Below are 15,993 nucleotides of genomic sequence, written 5' to 3'. Positions count from 1 at the left end.
TTTATTTCATCAATATGGCTTTTTGCGAATTTGAGGGCTTTGATGGTTCGACTTAACGCTTCTGGGGCGGCTTCAAGTAAAGAATTTCAAATAGACTCGCAAACCATTGGCGCACTGGTGTAGCGAGGCGCTCCCGATGTACCTCATCTGCATCAAAAGGTACAGTATTGACCTCGATGCTGTGGTGTGAAAGTTGCTCCATTCTATCAGCAAAATCCTGACTTGCGACTTCAATGCTGTACTCGTCCGTGGTTAGCGTACTGGCTTTGGTGAAATTATGTGATCCAAAGAACACATGATCGTCCAAAATAAGGAGTTTTCGATGTAAGTAAATTCCAGTTTCAGCTCCCTTTTGTTTCACCTCGTGAGCGGTTACACCCACCTGTAATAAATCATCCAGTGTATGAATTCCCGCAAACCAGCCTGGAGCTGTTGGAAAAACTGAGTGGGCTTTTTTTCCGTTAGTAATAAGCTCCATTTCCATACCTCGTTGCCGCTCTCTAATAATTGTCTCGACAACTCGATCTTCTAAAATTGTAGCAAGAATGCTCATTTGAAAGCGATTTGTTTGAGGAAGAAGCAGAAGCACTGTATCGATAAAAGGATCTTGAAGAAATTTAGCCCTCTCGTCGTAGCTGAAACTTCCCGGAGTTCGCCCCTGGAGATCGGCCTCTGTTCTCATTTGCTCAAGGAAATTGTAATAAATGGATCGTGCTTGATAATCATGATTGTTAGAGGGTGGGGCTTCTGCCCAGAGTTTTAGCGCATTGAATTCTTGCATTTCTTCGGAGGTTAGCTGGAGAGAAGGACAATCTGATAAAAAAAGCTGCTTGGGTGACTCCTCTGGTATTACAGCATTAGCCAATCCTAAGACTTCCTCTTGGTCTTGTAATCCATTTTCTCTTTCGATGGTCTGCCACATTTGCTCAAAGGCATCGCGAGTTTGATCAACAATATCCCCTTTATAAAAGAAAGCAGTATCTAGCCAGTTTAAGTATTCTCCTGCGTGTCCGCGTCCTGTCACTAAAGCTATCTTGTTGTCGATTAAAAATATTTTTTGATGAATTCCGTCTAAAATTCCCCAGCCTTGCTTCCACATCGTCGGGCCGCCTACTGAAATAAATTTAAAATTTGGGTGACGCGAAGCAATCCCCTTCAAGTATTGCTCTGCCTTTCTGCTTGGATCGTTTAACAACGCTGAAACCCAAGCAGCCGCAAAACGGATTTGAACCCCTCTTTGGGCTGCGCTTTCTAAGGCTTGAAGTAGAGGTAATCCTATAGGCTGATCCATTCGTTGATCAAAGGTCGCAATATCAAGGGATTCTTTAGCGTTTGCAATTAGATGGAGTCGAAATTTAGCTTCAAGCCTTGCGTGATCAGTAACCCGGATGTCGTCCTTGCCTAGCCAAACCCAAGGATAAACTCCCGCATTGGCACTTGAGGTAGTCATCAATAAAATAACTGTTAGAACAGAGAAGAGAATACTCCTTGCTCTTTGACTGAGTTGATTATTTATTGTGGCTGATTGATTTTTCAAATTGGTCCTTATTTACTCGTAACTAAAATTGCAAACTCATTCGTAAAGGGTAAATTGGTCAACACCATGGAGTGCGCAGATTGTAAGCATGCTGACTTTAAAAAACAATGGCTGATTAAGGTGAAGAAATGAATTTATTTGTTATCTTTTTTCGTGTTTATTTTACCATCTCAATTGGGCAGGCGAGGATTCTCTTTTATGGGTTTAAGTTAATGAAGCGCAATTCGATCATTCATATATCTTAAAGACAACGTCTCGACTTTATTCAAAATGTTCTTTTAAAGATAGTTCTTTGGCCACCAACATCAGAAATTATTATTAATATAAAATTCTTGATTTTGGCTATCTGGATGATGAAGATTAAAGTGGTTGCAGAATATAGAAACGATGAATTTGAATAAATATTCGATTATTTTCCAAATTTAGTAGAAAAAGCTTTTATATTTCCTTTAATTTCTGTTGATCTTAAACTAAGTGATAAACCACTACATCTATAGGAAGATATAGTGGCAAATGCAAAAATAGTTTAGATTTAAACGACCGTTATATTTTGTGCTAGAAGACCTTTTGAGCCTTGCGCTACGACGAATTGTACCCGCTGACCCTCTGTAAGGGTTTTGAAGCCAGAACTCAAAATTTCTTTAAAGTGGGCAAATACATCCGGACCGGATTCTTGCTCGATAAATCCAAATCCTTTAGCTTCGTTAAACCATTTAACAACCCCATTTACTGTTTTAGACATGAATACATCCTTAAGTTTTTATTTAAGATACCTTAATAGGCGAAATTAGCGTGAAGAGGTCAAGAATTAAAGACTACAGTACGAAGGATTAAATAGATATAAAACGACGATTTGGAGAGTATAAAAAAAGACATTTTCTAGCTGAGTCCATCATACTACTATTTTGAGATATAGGCAAATTTAAGGGTAGAGGAAAGGGTAGCAAAAAATTGGCTTTATAGAATAACTCTTTCTTAAGGAGAATAAATCCAATGAATCTACTGGATATAGAGCCAAGACATTAGCTTGTAGAACGGTATCCTATAACTAATGTGCTATTTGGTTTAGAGGAGCAAAAACCAAAATTTGGAACTGGAAATTGTAATTTTTAATGAAGATTTATGAAAATTTTTTCATTAAAGCACAAGTTCCTGATCGCTAAGCTTTATACTATAATTTATCAAGTTGATTCATCTAACAAATTGATTATGAAAGCAAAATGGCTTGATAACCTTATTCCCTTACACACTCGCTACCTAGGTATTCAATATGCTGGTTGGAAACCTACAAAATTTGCTGATGAGAATCTGGGCTGTATTCTTTATTCAGATGTCTATGTCCCCATGCCGGATGGTGTCCGACTTTCAGCCGACATTTATACACCAAAGAAAAAAGGAAAATATCCTAGTATCGTCCAATTTGCTGCTTATAACCGCGACCTGCATACAGTGGGTATGCCAACGGGAACCAATGAGATTGGCTCCCCGCCTAGTTTTACTAATCGTGGCTATAATGTCATCGTTTTAACGGCTCGCGGTGTTGGACGTTCTGAAGGTGAGCTAAGGTACTGGCAGTGTGATGAAGAAGTCGATGATCATTTTCATGCCATACAGTGGGTGAGTGAACAAAGCTGGTGTGATGGACAAATTGTATTATTTGGCTCTTCATATTATGGAATGTCTCAGGTGAATGTTGCAGCAAAAAATCCTCCTGCACTGAAAGCTTTCTTTGCTAATGAAGTCTGTACAGATTATTTTCGGCATGTCTTTCATTATGCGGGTTTAAGTGCCAATAGCTTTATGAGTTTATGGGCTGGCTCTAATTTTACTGAAAAAAATATCAAACGATATATTGCTCCTTGGAAACGGGCTTTATTAAGCCATTTCATCAATCATTCCTGGACTTCAAAGCTTGGGCATACTTTTATCAATTACATTTATTATCATTTGAAAGACCATTATGCAGCAAAAGAAGCGCTTCCGTTTTATGAGCACATCCTATTTGACTTAAATACAAGAGAGGAAAATGTCGCTCAAGGGCCTTACCAACAGTTAAGAAATATAAATATCCCTTTTGTTGTGGTTCAGAATCGGACTGATATTGCTTTACATCAATTTGGTGCTTACGATTTATTCGAGCATAGTGCAACACCCAACAATAGAAAATGGTTGATTATTAATCATCCTGAATATGAGCTACCTGTCCTGGAATGGCAGTTGGAAGCAGCGGCATTCTTTGATTATGTAATCAAAGGATTGGATAACGGATACGAAAAACTATTACCTGTACGTTTTTGGGTTGATGGGGAAGAAAAGTTTGAGGGTGCAACAACCTTTCCTCCTGAAAATACAGTAAAAGAAAAATGGTATTTCTGTCCCAATTCACTCTCAAAAACTGTCCCTGAAACAAGTGAGGAGACTTGGTTAAACATACCGCCTAATGCCGATATTATTAAAAACCTAAATAATATGACAGCACAAACCTTACGGTACGAATTTACGGTTGGCGATTCATTTAAAGTGGCTGGTCCGGTTACAGTGCACTTAAAATTTAGTTGTAATGAAATTGACTCTTTCATTGTTGTCAGAGTCGATAGAATAGACAGCGCAGGCAATTCATTTTTTTTAACAATGGGGCACATACGGGCAGCGACTAGAAGTCTTTATGAACATTATTCGTCGAAATGTGAGGTTGCGTTAGATACGTCCATTCATCAGCCCTTGCAAAGGGATGTGCCTGTATTACTTTCTTTTAGCTTGATGCCTACTGCCGCCCTTTTAAAAAAGGGAGATAAAATTATTATTTCTATCGGTAGTCGAACGGATTATGTGAGTCCAACGCCTAAGGAAGGGATAATAGCACCTCAATTCCAAACACCATTTTATTTTTGCAGAAATAAAATTTACTACGGAAGTGAAAGCTATATAGAGTTTAATGTTGAGACGAATTGATAATTTAGCACTATCATTCCTGTATGCTAATAATATCTTCAAAGCGCGTCCGATGTCTTTCGCTACGTAATTTTAAACTCTTTTCTGGCCAGCTTAACCAATTAATCTACTCCCTGATTATATAAATAATTTCTGATACCTCGATTTAGAAATTTTTTTAAACTTATCAGCAAGGTAATTAAAATGCGATTGCTTGAGTTTTATTCACGTTTTGGCAATGCCAAAAATAATGAGCCTGGGTGATTTAGCTCGTTTGCTTCTACACCAGCTTGGTTCCCCTCACCTTTATAGACGTCAACATGAGCTCCCACAATGGCGCCACCTGAGTCTTGAGCCACACACCATGAAGTAGTTTTTTTGCAATTGTAGATAAAACTCATTCCGATAGGAATGACCTTGTGATCTGTTGCACATGAAGCATGTGGGGTTAGAGAAATATTTTCTGAACCATAAGGACCGTCCTCTTCTTTAGCAAAAAAGACATAGCTTTGATCGCGATTTCGCAAGTCGGCGGCTTTGTGACGGTTAAGAGGATGATTTAGGTATTGGCGAATTTGTTTTTCTGATGCAGAGCTTTGTCTAATTTCTTTTGACACGTTACAGCGTAACTTTGCTTCATCATGGCATTTCGGATCTTTTGCACACTGTTCCATTGTATCAAGGTTACCCCCGCAAGTTGGGTCTTGTGCGCATTGGATTATCCGCCCAAGCATGGTGCGTGGCCTGCCGTTGGTGCTATCGTAATTGAGATGAAATAATTTGCCATCAAGTATTAACGAACCAGAGCCTTGAATCATTAAAAAAGGGGGATCATTTGGATCTCTAACGTAGCCAATTATGTATTTTGGATTTAAAACCCCGTGCTCAATTTCGCCTCGGTCTGGCGCTACAGAGTATTTGCCATTGTCATTTTTCAAACAAAATCCACGCACTATTTTGGTAAGCGGATCAACTCCGCAAAGAGGGGCTTTCAAATGAAATTTTTTGCATTCCGAAGCGACATTTACAACTCCTGGGTTACTATAAATTGGATACAAAAAGGCTCCGTCGCGCTTGGTCCGAGCTTCAATAGCGGCTGGGGCGTAATAGGCAGTAAATTGAAATTCACCCTTTTTAAATCCGGCATGATTTTCAGGCCAACCATCACTTTTATACCAGTCAAATTCGGTTTTGATATTTGATAAATATTTTTGAAAATCCCCATGAGCTGCTTTTGCAAGAGCAAGCATTTTTTTGTTGGTCTTAAGGCACCATTCTTGGCGTTCGAATGTATGGCCGGCAATAGTCACACTCTGAATTTCACCTTTGTGATTAGTGCAGTTTTTAATCTGATTATTTAATGCCTTAATTATTTCCTCCATATTCCCTACTGGGTTGTCTAACGGTAGATCAGATGCTGAAACTTTATGAAATTTAAAACGCAATACACCGGGCTCTTTGGCGGCCATTTTCTGCCTTGTGGTAAAATCCGCGAGCCTTCTAATATCTAAACAGCGTTGGATCGAATCAGCAGGAAGGGCTGCATTAGTGATTATGCTGAAAGTCATTAAGAAAATTATTAAAACTGATTGAAACATTAGCATCCTTTGCTTAGCAACGGTTGAACTTTTGTCCAGCCATTGATTTGAGTTTCTCAAGATAACATAGTTCGGTCATCCAAGATGAATCTAGGTAAAAATTTAACATAAGTCAATAAAACAATGGAATGCTTTCATAACAAACTTATTAAAAACATGTGTTGTTTTAAGGGATAACTTAAGAAAATGGCCAGGGAGATATAGATGTGGTTATACCTGAATTTTATTTAGATCTTTCCAATTTCTCAAGCCAGCAAACTGAACCACGGATAAAGCAAATTATGATAAAAACAATTTGAGCTAGCTTTTAATGAGGTGTGACAGCGTTTACTCAAAATGATCCGCAACTACAACGTGCAATTTCTACTTTAGCTCAATTGTAAAGAATTCTAAATAAGGTTGTTATAGAGAGGAATGGACAAATAACCCCACATATTATTGGCATTAGCGGAAACATGGGTGAAGGAAAAACCACCCTGAGTACTAAGCTTGCTAACTATTTACAAAGCTGCCTGGGATGATTTTGACTACTCTAAGGAGTTACTGTGTGCATTTTGCAGAATGCTCTTGGGCATGATTGGCTTGTTCTTTTGATGTACCATCCTTGGTTATACCGCTCATAGCAAAAAATGAATAAAAACCGCAGCCTCCGTTTTGATCAGTAGTAAAATGTCTCTCGTAAGCTGCTAGAAATTTTGCTTTTAATTTTTCCTTAAAAAGATTCGTCTCTAAATAATGAAGTTTAATGATTTTAATTTTAAGATGATTTTTTAATTTTCTGATATTTAATCTTATATTTTGTGTTTCATGAGACTGTTTTTACCACCAGGGTTTGCTAAGAATTTCCTTTAAAAGTTCAAAATCCTTATCCCCCAATTTTTCTTTTACTTCATCGTCTAATTTCTTTAATGCTTTTTTAGCTGTTTCTTTAAGAACCACTCCTTTTTCTGTAAAAACAATTATTTTATCTCGATTATTTTCGGGCATAGGTTCTAAGGACAAGATACCTTCGTTGACCAATTGGCTAACAATCTTATGCACGGCTTGCCGGCTAATACCTAAACGACGTCCCACTTCTGAAATGGTGAGATTTTCTCCGCGTAATGTAGCCAAGATACGTGACTGAGCACCAGTTAAGTGTTGATATGAGGATTTTTCGCGTTCATTTGCAAGTCGTTCTTCTAACTTCCACAGTTTTTCCTGTAGTAAACCTTTTAAGTTAGTCAATAGAATATTTTTGTCATCATTGGTTGACATAAATCGGAGCCTTTAGTTATATTGTCATCTTTGGTTAACATTATAGCTGGAGAGAGAAAATGAGCAAAGAAGAATTGTACTTTAAGGATGATGGGATAAATAAAATTCCATTTGAATTAGCTGTTCGTCTAGAAGGGTTTATCAATTTGGGAATTCCAAGAGAACAATTAATGGATGTAATCACTCGGACTGCTGCCAAGACAAAACCGGGTACAGAGGAATGGTCTCAAGTTATCCTATCAGCTGCTGACAATTTTGCAGAAAAAGCAAAAGAGTGTGAAACAGATTGGTTGCATGCATCGTTTTGGTATTTTTTAGCAAGATTTCCTCATTATTTTAATAATACAATGAAAAAAGCTTACATAAAGCATAAGAATGCTTATCTGAAAGCGAGCTCTTTTTCTAAGTACCCCATAGAAAAGATGGTAATTCCTTTTCAGAATCAAGGTGTAGTAACTTACTTGCGCAAACCGGCAACTAAAAGAACGTCTCTACCTTTGGTTATTATTTGGGGAGGAATTGATATCTGGAAAAGCGACATGCAGATCCACCAGATTGGTAATGCTTTGTTAGAAAAGGGGATAGCAGTCCTCGCTATCGACGGCCCAGGAACTGGAGAATGTCCCGTACCTATTTCTACGTCATCTGATAATTGGTTTTTGGCTGTTCTCGATGCAATAAAGGAAAGAAAGGATATTAATTTCGATAAAATCGCATGTTATGGGTTATCTTTTGGCGGGTACTGGGCTACAAAATTAGCTATCCAATTACCTTGGTTAGCTGGGGCGGTTAATGTTGGAGGGCCAGTTCATCACACCTTTAATCCAGATTGGATTAAACAGTTGCCTGATTCAACTTACAATACTTTAACTTACTCATGTGGGTTTAATCGTTTTCAAAACTCAGATCTCATGTATTTTGCCAACTTATCACTAGCTAAGCAGGGGCTCTTGCCAGCTGAATCGAATGCTCCATTGCTCATAATTAATGGCGCTAAGGATAATTTAGTAACCATTGCTGAAATGGATTTTTTGAATACGCAAGGAGTTGAAGGAGATACGCTAGTCTTTGCCAACGATCGACATGTTGCCAGCCAAAACTGGAAAATCCACAGCCAACTCACTATTAACTGGTTAGAGATGAAATTACAATGAATAAAGAAAAAATGACCGACGGTATCATTATATTCCTGCTAATTTTTCCAATGAGTATCCTTTTTCCATGGATTTATCACCAACTTTTTAATTCATTGGCAATAAATAGTTGGTTTTGGGAAAAAGCAGTAACAGTTGCAACGATGGTTTTCCTTATGATGCTATTGATGCCTCCTGTAATGAGCCTTAAGGCTAAATTAAAGCGGTTAAATGCATGATAATTATCTTGGTGCATCATTCTAGCCGTCAAGCTAAGAAATGGGCGGCAGCGATAGAAGCGGAAGTAGCGGAATTTAAAGAAGACATTACCGTAACGAATAAATAACTGGGTGTACCTCAAAACCCTCTATATTCTCTTGGCTTAAAGCTGATACTTCAAGCTGGGTGCGCTCTTCTGCATTATCTTGCACTGGAGTTAAATTGCTTACATCGTCATGGGCTTGGATAGGAAACGATTTTTGCATTTGCAATAAGGCAGTGGCTGTTGAGAGCATGACCGGCTCCTCCTTCTCTGAATGCTCAATTTCGTTCTGATCGGAACAAGATTGCTCATTTTCTTCTTTAGAACTATACCAACTGTCTTGAATAAAATGGGGTATTCCTAATAAACCATAATGACCACTATTGCGTGCTAACTTCGAAAGCCTTGTTAGCACAAATCCACCGAATAATCCCCCTGCAGCAGAAACTCCTATTCCTGTTCCTAACATGGGAGTCATTGCGGCAACTAGACCTCCAAATAGAGCCCCTCCAGCAAAATGAATGCATTTATTAATGAACTCCGCAGATTCCATACCGTCATCATATTTTGCTCCGGTTAGAAGAGTACGGATTTTCCCCATGCTTGTTTGGGATTCGACTAGTTGATTGTCTTTGTCATAGATTAATTCCGTTAGTCGATAAAAATGGAAGTCAACTCCGTCTTCTTTGTCTTTTTTAGCTGCGGCCACATAGAAATCAATAAAATCTTTTTTGTTGCGAAATAAATATACACCATGCTCAGGATCCATGTATCTGATTTCCTTATCATGCTGCACACTAAGATAGCAAGCATGAAATTTCGTGCCATCTCTAAGGGTTAACATTAGTTCTTTCCCTTGATTCGCATTAGCCAAATCAAAAATTTCTTTCGCTTGTTGCTTTGGCTCAGGACAAAAAATCTCATGAGTAAGACGTATTTTTTTTATAATCGCCTGATCCAATTTTCGATCCCCTTGATGCTTCTGGTAATGATGAACCTGCTGATTGAGATCGATTTTCATTCCCTTATTTTTGTAAGGAGAATAATTTGGATCAACCATCATCATGGTAAATCCATAACACTCTCCTTGAGACATGCCTAATCGATAGGATTTAGACTGGTTTAATTCAGCAATACAGTACTCAGGAGTTTGGAATTTTTGATAGTCCTTTTTGTTGTGAAATTCCTTATGATTTGGATCAAATTGTTCAAACCCATTTTTTATCGTTTTTAAATCGAGAAGTATTTCGTTTAGATAATAATCATGCCGCAAATGCTTATGTATATTGATGTAAGTTTCAATTCGTTGAATTTCTCTGGATAAGTCGGAGTAATTATCGGTCGAGACACGGTGGTTAAGATCATTTCTTAGTTCGGTAAGAAATCGCTTATCTGCCCGCGAGATGGTACTGTATTCACCATTTTTTGTTGTTGAATTTGGTTTTGGAGTCGTTAATCGGCTTAGTTGCTCATCAAGCAGATCAATACATTGATATAAACTCATTAGAAATTCGTTTTGCGCAAATAACGAGCATTATACTAAAAAATTATTAGCGCTTTATTAAGTACCGATAAAATGTCAAAATGGGCCAATCCATCTTGCAAAAACTAGGTTGCAAAACGATGAGCAGCGCAATTTATCGTGAGTACTCGTTATGGTGAAATCAAAGCAGAAGATTGATTGGCAGTGTGGGGTAGGGGCAGTTGCAAATTCCACTCCCTGTGGTCAATACACCCCTGTATTCTCTCCATTTAAGGGCATCATGTCCCGAAATTTGCAACTTCCATGCGTATTAGTGTGACTTAATTCAGGCTGTTCGTCATTAAGACATGTTTGGTAAGTGTTGTAAGAAATGTCTTACAAAAATTCAGGGTCTACGCAGTTTTTTCTGTAATGTGGTTTTTATAATTCCTTGATTAAACTATGCTTCATCAAGCTACGCTCGCTAAAAAATAAATCAACCATTTTGCCATGGCGCACTGTGAAGTGCATGATATAAGGGAGCCATTAGGGCAGACTCCATTGATTTACTCCACATAAGGAGTGTCATTACCCCTTGAAACTTGATAACACGTACATAACGTTTGAGTTTCGAGAGTTTTTTAAAGAAAGAAGGTTTTTGTGTATCAAGAAAAACTGCTGATAATTTTGTTTTTGTTCGATTTGATGCCGATGGACTTTAAAAGAATTTAGGAGAGGCCATTAAAAATGTTAGAAAGCGGAAGGTTTGAAACCAAGAGCTATTGCGATGGAAATATTCCTTTTAAAGTTGAGGAGTTAGATGAATTGACTGTTAAACTTAAAATAGAGGGTATTAGAAGAGGCTTACTCTCATTGTGGTTATAATTTCGTAAAAATGCCAAAAGCCTCAATTAAAGAAAGGGTTGATTTTATTCTAAAAAACCTTACAAAAGCAGCAGATTATGGATTTTAAAATCGAGAGGAACCAATTACTAGGATTCCATGAAGCTACTCCAAGGATTAATTATGGGCTCTGTGTGTATTTGCTAAATTGTTCTTTGATGCTTGGAACAGTCTTTAAAGATAAAGTACGTATTGTATTTTTAATGACGAAGTCTAGGGAAGAATGCTGGAATATTAGAGTATATTATAAATGAAATTTAATATATATATTAAAATTTTGATTGCGTTCCTTGTGATTTTTTTAATTCTTGTTTTGGCATTTTTTAAATATTTAAAGTCGGTTGAGACAAAGATAGTTACTAATGCAGGGCAAACGATGTCACAAGGAATTTTAATTGGTTTAGAAAAAGAATTAATTAATAACCCGAAATCAAAATGGGATGCAATAATAAAGAAAAAAACAGATAATGTCATTCATCTTATAGCAATCGACAGTTTAAAACTTTCCTCGAAGCAGAATAACCAATTAAACAATGGTGGAATCACTTTCTTATCAGGTACAACCTATCAATTTCTAAACGAGGTAATTGTAGAGCATACTGCGTATAAAAAAATTGGTAATACCTCATATGCATTAGCTTACAATTTTTCAGATCCAAGCCAAATTATTTTTAATTATATGAATCCTGTTTTAAAACAAATCGTTCAACATTTATTATCAAAATCAAAAAATATATGGGGTAATGAATTACTAAAGTTAGAAAAAATATATGGTTTCCCTCTTTGTTTTTATAAAGCCAATAGTACACACTTACCAAGCAATATAATTAATTCTTTATCAACAAAACGCCTAGTATTTGAAACAAATAAGAACTCGTCACAAATTGCTATTCTTTATTATAAATTTAGTGATGGAATACTCAAAATTGGCCCACTAAGCTATCCATCATTTATGGCAAGAATTAGTGATGTTATGTATTATTTTATAGTGGCTTTCTTTTCGTTATCCCTTTGTCTTATTGCATTTTTTTCACTACTTTTTGTTAGAAATATGAAGAAGGTATATCAGATAACAAAAAATTTTAGTCAAGGGAACTTTGACTTTAATCGGAAAATAGGCGCTACCTCTGTTTTATATGGGCTTTATATCAATATCATCCAGATGGGTGAGCGATTAAAAGAGCTGATTGAATCACATAAACAAATGTGCCGATTTGTCGCGCATGAAATTAGAACTCCTTTGTCAACCATACAAATGGCGACAGATAGCATCAAAAGGAAAAACGCAGAAGATGTATTACTCAATAAACAGGTGAGCAGCATACAAGAAGATATTGCAGACATTAACCGCATCGTCAGCACCTTTTTGATTTACTCAAAAATGCATTCAAGCAAATTAAAATTAAAACAATCCAAGATAGATATAATAGTATGGTTAAGAAAATTATTGGAGCCTTATTCTTCATCCATATTTGAAATTACACTTCATGCTCATGAGTTAAATTCTTTAGAAGCATACATAGATGAAGATATTTTAAAACATGCTGTTGCTAATTTGATTACAAATGCCATGAAATTTGCAGTGCATCATATCTCTATAACCATTTCGCTGGATAATAGTCATATTTTAATTCATGTAGACGATGATGGCCCAGGTTTGCCAGATGACGGTGGGGATGACATTTTTTCTGAATATACGATTGCTGAAGACGCTGGAATTGGAGATAAACATATAGGCTTAGGATTAGCTATTGTTAAGAAAGTTGTTAATCTCCACGCAGGAAGGGTCATTGCTACACAATCACCGATATTAAAAGGCGCTCGATTCACAATGATACTTCCACGATATTCTAGTGAATGGCAACTATAAAAATTACATTTTCCTTTTGGGACACCCTCTTATGGCTTCCAGAATAGGTTGGAGTCGTCCGAAGGACTATTTTTTTCTCTAACCTTAGCATCTTTTGAAGTAGCCACCTCTTGTTTCATCTCAACCAGTGCGTCCATAACCGCTGCTAACTTGAGTTTTGCATCACCAAAACGTTTAGGGATAAATTCATCTTCATTGCCATCAATCACCTCTCCAGTTCCAAGACCTCTTTCAAGATAGCTGGTAACCTCACTAAACTCTGATTCAAACGTCGCTAATAGTCCATGATTACCTCTTGCAAATTGCAGGACTCCATGCAATTTTTCAACTACATCTTCAGGGATATAAAGAGTGCCTTCACTACATTTGCTATATTCACGTTTCGCAATAGGTAAGGAAAGTAGTTCATCAGCCTTGTGTTGGCTCATCTGAAATATTTGTCTAATAGATTGTTTTATTTCTAACGGAGTTGGTGGCGAATTGCCGTATTTCAAAGATGCTAGAAGTTTATCACTAGCAGTCACCCTTCCATCTTTACTATGTTCTTGCGCTGTCTCGATAGGGGTCTGTCCTTTCTTATTTTGGACTTCAAGACTCGCACCACTCTCTAATAACTTTTTAATGAGATGTAGCGGTTCTTTTCTATAATTATAAAAATTCTGTACCGCATAGTGTAAGGCAGTCATGCCTTTTTTATCAGTACAGTTAATATCAGCACCATATTTTAATAATAAATCAATGACACTATCGTTATTTGGGCCGCCAATAAGGACTTTTCCACAACCTACCATTGCTAACTGTAACAAGGCTTTATTAGCCAGAATTAACTCTAGCAACTCTTCATGGCCTTTAAATACAGAGGGTTCTTTTAAACCTAGGAGAAGTTCTAGTACATCTCTATCTGTCAGTTGTGCTATAGGGTCTACTCGATCTAAGATACCACGGACACGTGTTAAGTAATTTTCTTGCTCCTTGCCTAAAATTAGACTTTCCTGTTCTACAAACCTTGCGGCATTCTCTTCTTCAAGTTGCAATTCGGGAAAACCATCAATTTTTTTTAAATCTTGAATAGTTAGAATATCTCGACTTAAAGCTATTTTCGCTACCAGTTCATCGCTGTCGGCTTTATCTAGCATTGCCCGTGCATATTCTATGGTGTTAACTTTTAATTCTTTAGCCGTTTTTGTTGAGGCAAATAAAGATTTTCGAACGGCAACTTGATATTGGCCATGATAAAAAATAACACTGTTTCCAGCCTTCCAAATATTTCCTGCCATCGATGTGATAGGAGCTTCCGGCGTAAGTGATCGGAATCCTGTCTGTGCATCTTGAGCATCCCATGGTCCAGTCCCAGCAAACGTGATTTCCGGATGTTTCACTGATACTCTTTCTAAAAATGTTTTTTCCTGTTGGTTCGCTGTAGCATCAAGCTGACTGTCTGTATTACAGCCCTCTAAAGTCACAAAGACTTCACCATGATGTTTGGGCAATGCTTGTTTAAAATCAGATAATAATTTATCAAAATCATTATCATATAAATGCTCACTTGGGCCATGGCAATTACCCAAACCATAATAGCCGCCATTACCATGCCCCATAATAAATAATTTTGGTTTTTTCTCGAATATTTTGCTTAGTCCCTCGGGTAAGTCTGCTTTGAGTTCATCCCAACTACTATAGATTTTGGGGGCTTTATCACACTTATCGAAAAAATAATACCTCAAACCGGAACCTTCTAAATAAACGCCAATTGGAACAAATTGCGTAAACCGTTGTTTTAGGTGAGGGTTTACCACCACGCCTCTTTGCTCTTCAGGCATTGGATGTTCTGGATCTGGTTTATATATTAAGATTTCTATTGCAGCATCTTTCATGGCTCAACTCGACAATTGTTACTTCATGCTAATAGAGTAACAAAAACACTTGGTATAAATGTATATAAATTGTACATATCTTATCATCTTAAAATGATACTTTTGTCGAAGGACATGCTTATAGATTTGCGATATATTTCGTGAAGCGCTTTATAATAGGACTTACGAAAAATCCCAAAGTCGAGTTTAACAAAAGAATTTGGGGCTTTTTTGTGTGTTCTACTTTGGCGGTGGTCTGTGTTTATTCCCAAGCCGCAGATACAAAGATGTATCCTTTTTTATGGATTGTTTTTATCCGATAAGGCTTTTTACTATTATCATTCAATGCTTTTCTTATACGTGATATTTTTAAATCGATACTTCTATCAACCCCATCATATTCATGCCCAAAAAGAGCATACATAATACTATCTCGACTGAGCAACCTATCATGATTCTTAACCAACAAAGCTAGCATTTCAAAGTCGCTGGTACTTATTGAAATTTCTTCGTCAAAGAGACGAACACTCTTCGTACTAAAATTGATAGAAAAATTCCCAAATTGAAATTGATTTTGATTATTAACTAAATTTGGTCGACGTAACAATGCTTCGATTCTTGCTTTTAAAACCTCGTCTGCAACAGGTTTTGTTAGGTAGTTATCTGCTCCTAAATTTAAAGAGGATACTTCACTTGCAATATCATTAACTGCTGTTAGCATGAGTATTTTCCCCAAATAGTCCTCTCTAATTGTGTGACATATTTGATCTCCATTCATGCCAGGAAGCATTATATCTAATATGACTAGTCTAGGTTGCTCACGGATGATGCGATAGACAGCCCCTGTCACCACGTTTTTCAATAGATACATCATAATTTGCTTCTTGTAAGCTTTCTTTGAGGTAATTTGCTAACTTGACGTTATCTTCTACAAGCAATATTGATTTATCTTTCATTGTTCTTCCCTACGCCCTCTTTGAAAATAAAAACCCAGAAACAAATTCGGTCTTAGATGATGTTTCAGTTAAGTGTTACATAGATAAAAAGATATATACAAACACGCGGCGAACTTTTGCAATTAGCATGCAGTTGATCTTTTAAACTCGATCTAATGATAGCTAATGGATAACGTGTGGAAGAAAATTATAAACATTTATGTTAAAAATTTTGATGAACATAAAGAAAAT

The 15,993-nt window shown here is 36.9% G+C and carries 11 protein-coding genes; 4 read left to right on the top strand and 7 right to left on the bottom strand.

The window, feature by feature from the left end:
* Nucleotides 1-52: 52 nt before the first annotated feature.
* Both LMI_RS10295 and LMI_RS10290 read right to left on the bottom strand, forming a co-directional pair.
* Entirely contained in the window at nt 53-1,537 is a 1,485-nt protein-coding gene (locus LMI_RS10295; protein WP_143001007.1) for a phospholipase D-like domain-containing protein, read from the bottom strand.
* 532 nt (nt 1,538-2,069) lie between these two features.
* The gene (locus LMI_RS10290) at nt 2,070-2,279 is read right to left on the bottom strand and encodes a cold-shock protein (RefSeq protein ID WP_045099722.1); all 210 of its coding nucleotides are present in this window, start codon (nt 2,277-2,279) and stop codon (nt 2,070-2,072) included.
* A 380-nt stretch (nt 2,280-2,659) separates the two neighbouring features.
* Here LMI_RS10290 and LMI_RS10285 point away from each other — a divergent pair, with 380 nt between their 5' ends.
* Nucleotides 2,660-4,489: a CocE/NonD family hydrolase gene (locus LMI_RS10285; protein WP_231852141.1), complete on the top strand. Its 1,830-nt coding sequence runs from the start codon at nt 2,660-2,662 to the stop codon at nt 4,487-4,489.
* A gap of 200 nt (nt 4,490-4,689) precedes the next feature.
* On the opposite strand, the gene LMI_RS10280 is transcribed toward LMI_RS10285, so the two are convergent.
* Together LMI_RS10280 and LMI_RS10275 are read right to left on the bottom strand one after the other, a co-directional pair.
* Nucleotides 4,690-6,066, bottom strand: a complete 1,377-nt coding sequence (locus LMI_RS10280; protein ID WP_045099721.1) for an MltA domain-containing protein — start codon at nt 6,064-6,066, stop codon at nt 4,690-4,692.
* Between the two features lie 819 nt (nt 6,067-6,885).
* Nucleotides 6,886-7,323, bottom strand: a complete 438-nt coding sequence (locus LMI_RS10275; RefSeq protein ID WP_045099720.1) for a MarR family winged helix-turn-helix transcriptional regulator — start codon at nt 7,321-7,323, stop codon at nt 6,886-6,888.
* A 59-nt stretch (nt 7,324-7,382) separates the two neighbouring features.
* On the opposite strand from LMI_RS10275, the gene LMI_RS10270 reads away from it, so the two are divergent.
* Complete coding sequence (locus LMI_RS10270; RefSeq protein WP_045099719.1) at nt 7,383-8,477, top strand: alpha/beta fold hydrolase; 1,095 nt, start codon at nt 7,383-7,385, stop codon at nt 8,475-8,477.
* The gene (locus LMI_RS10265) at nt 8,474-8,695 is read left to right on the top strand and encodes a hypothetical protein (protein WP_045099718.1); all 222 of its coding nucleotides are present in this window, start codon (nt 8,474-8,476) and stop codon (nt 8,693-8,695) included. The genes LMI_RS10270 and LMI_RS10265 overlap by 4 nt, the downstream gene beginning before the upstream one ends.
* 87 nt (nt 8,696-8,782) lie before the next feature.
* Here LMI_RS10265 and LMI_RS10260 read toward each other — a convergent pair whose 3' ends face one another.
* Nucleotides 8,783-10,222 carry a hypothetical protein gene (locus LMI_RS10260; RefSeq protein ID WP_045099717.1) on the bottom strand — a complete coding sequence of 480 codons (1,440 nt, stop codon included), beginning with the start codon at nt 10,220-10,222 and terminating at the stop codon, nt 8,783-8,785.
* A gap of 1,111 nt (nt 10,223-11,333) precedes the next feature.
* Between LMI_RS10260 and LMI_RS10255 the strand changes: the two genes are divergently transcribed.
* On the top strand, nt 11,334-12,953 hold the full coding sequence (locus LMI_RS10255; RefSeq protein ID WP_045099716.1) for a sensor histidine kinase: 1,620 nt from the start codon (nt 11,334-11,336) through the stop codon (nt 12,951-12,953).
* Between the two features lie 29 nt (nt 12,954-12,982).
* Here LMI_RS10255 and LMI_RS10250 read toward each other — a convergent pair whose 3' ends face one another.
* Together LMI_RS10250 and LMI_RS10245 are read right to left on the bottom strand one after the other, a co-directional pair.
* Complete coding sequence (locus LMI_RS10250) at nt 12,983-14,827, bottom strand: ankyrin repeat domain-containing protein (RefSeq protein WP_045099715.1); 1,845 nt, start codon at nt 14,825-14,827, stop codon at nt 12,983-12,985.
* Between the two features lie 241 nt (nt 14,828-15,068).
* A complete protein-coding gene (locus LMI_RS10245; protein ID WP_231852138.1) occupies nt 15,069-15,680 on the bottom strand; it encodes a winged helix-turn-helix domain-containing protein in 612 nt (203 codons plus the stop codon).
* Nucleotides 15,681-15,993 lie beyond the last annotated feature (313 nt).

The organism is Legionella micdadei (genome assembly GCF_000953635.1).
GTDB lineage: Bacteria > Pseudomonadota > Gammaproteobacteria > Legionellales > Legionellaceae > Tatlockia > Tatlockia micdadei.
The sequence above is the reverse complement of the archived record's forward strand: the minus strand, read 5'-3'. Positions and strand labels throughout refer to the sequence as shown.

Bases quoted from the DNA above. Each gene is read 5' to 3' on its own strand.
- LMI_RS10245 (WP_231852138.1), bottom strand. From the start codon at position 15,680: ATGATGTATCTATTGAAAAACGTGGTGACAGGGGCTGTCTATCGCATC.
- LMI_RS10280 (WP_045099721.1), bottom strand. From the start codon at position 6,066: ATGTTTCAATCAGTTTTAATAATTTTCTTAATGACTTTCAGCATAATC.
- LMI_RS10285 (WP_231852141.1), top strand. From the start codon at position 2,660: ATGAAAATTTTTTCATTAAAGCACAAGTTCCTGATCGCTAAGCTTTAT.
- LMI_RS10260 (WP_045099717.1), bottom strand. From the start codon at position 10,222: ATGAGTTTATATCAATGTATTGATCTGCTTGATGAGCAACTAAGCCGA.
- LMI_RS10290 (WP_045099722.1), bottom strand. From the start codon at position 2,279: ATGTCTAAAACAGTAAATGGGGTTGTTAAATGGTTTAACGAAGCTAAA.
- LMI_RS10255 (WP_045099716.1), top strand. From the start codon at position 11,334: ATGAAATTTAATATATATATTAAAATTTTGATTGCGTTCCTTGTGATT.
- LMI_RS10270 (WP_045099719.1), top strand. From the start codon at position 7,383: ATGAGCAAAGAAGAATTGTACTTTAAGGATGATGGGATAAATAAAATT.
- LMI_RS10250 (WP_045099715.1), bottom strand. From the start codon at position 14,827: ATGAAAGATGCTGCAATAGAAATCTTAATATATAAACCAGATCCAGAA.
- LMI_RS10265 (WP_045099718.1), top strand. From the start codon at position 8,474: ATGAATAAAGAAAAAATGACCGACGGTATCATTATATTCCTGCTAATT.
- LMI_RS10275 (WP_045099720.1), bottom strand. From the start codon at position 7,323: ATGTCAACCAATGATGACAAAAATATTCTATTGACTAACTTAAAAGGT.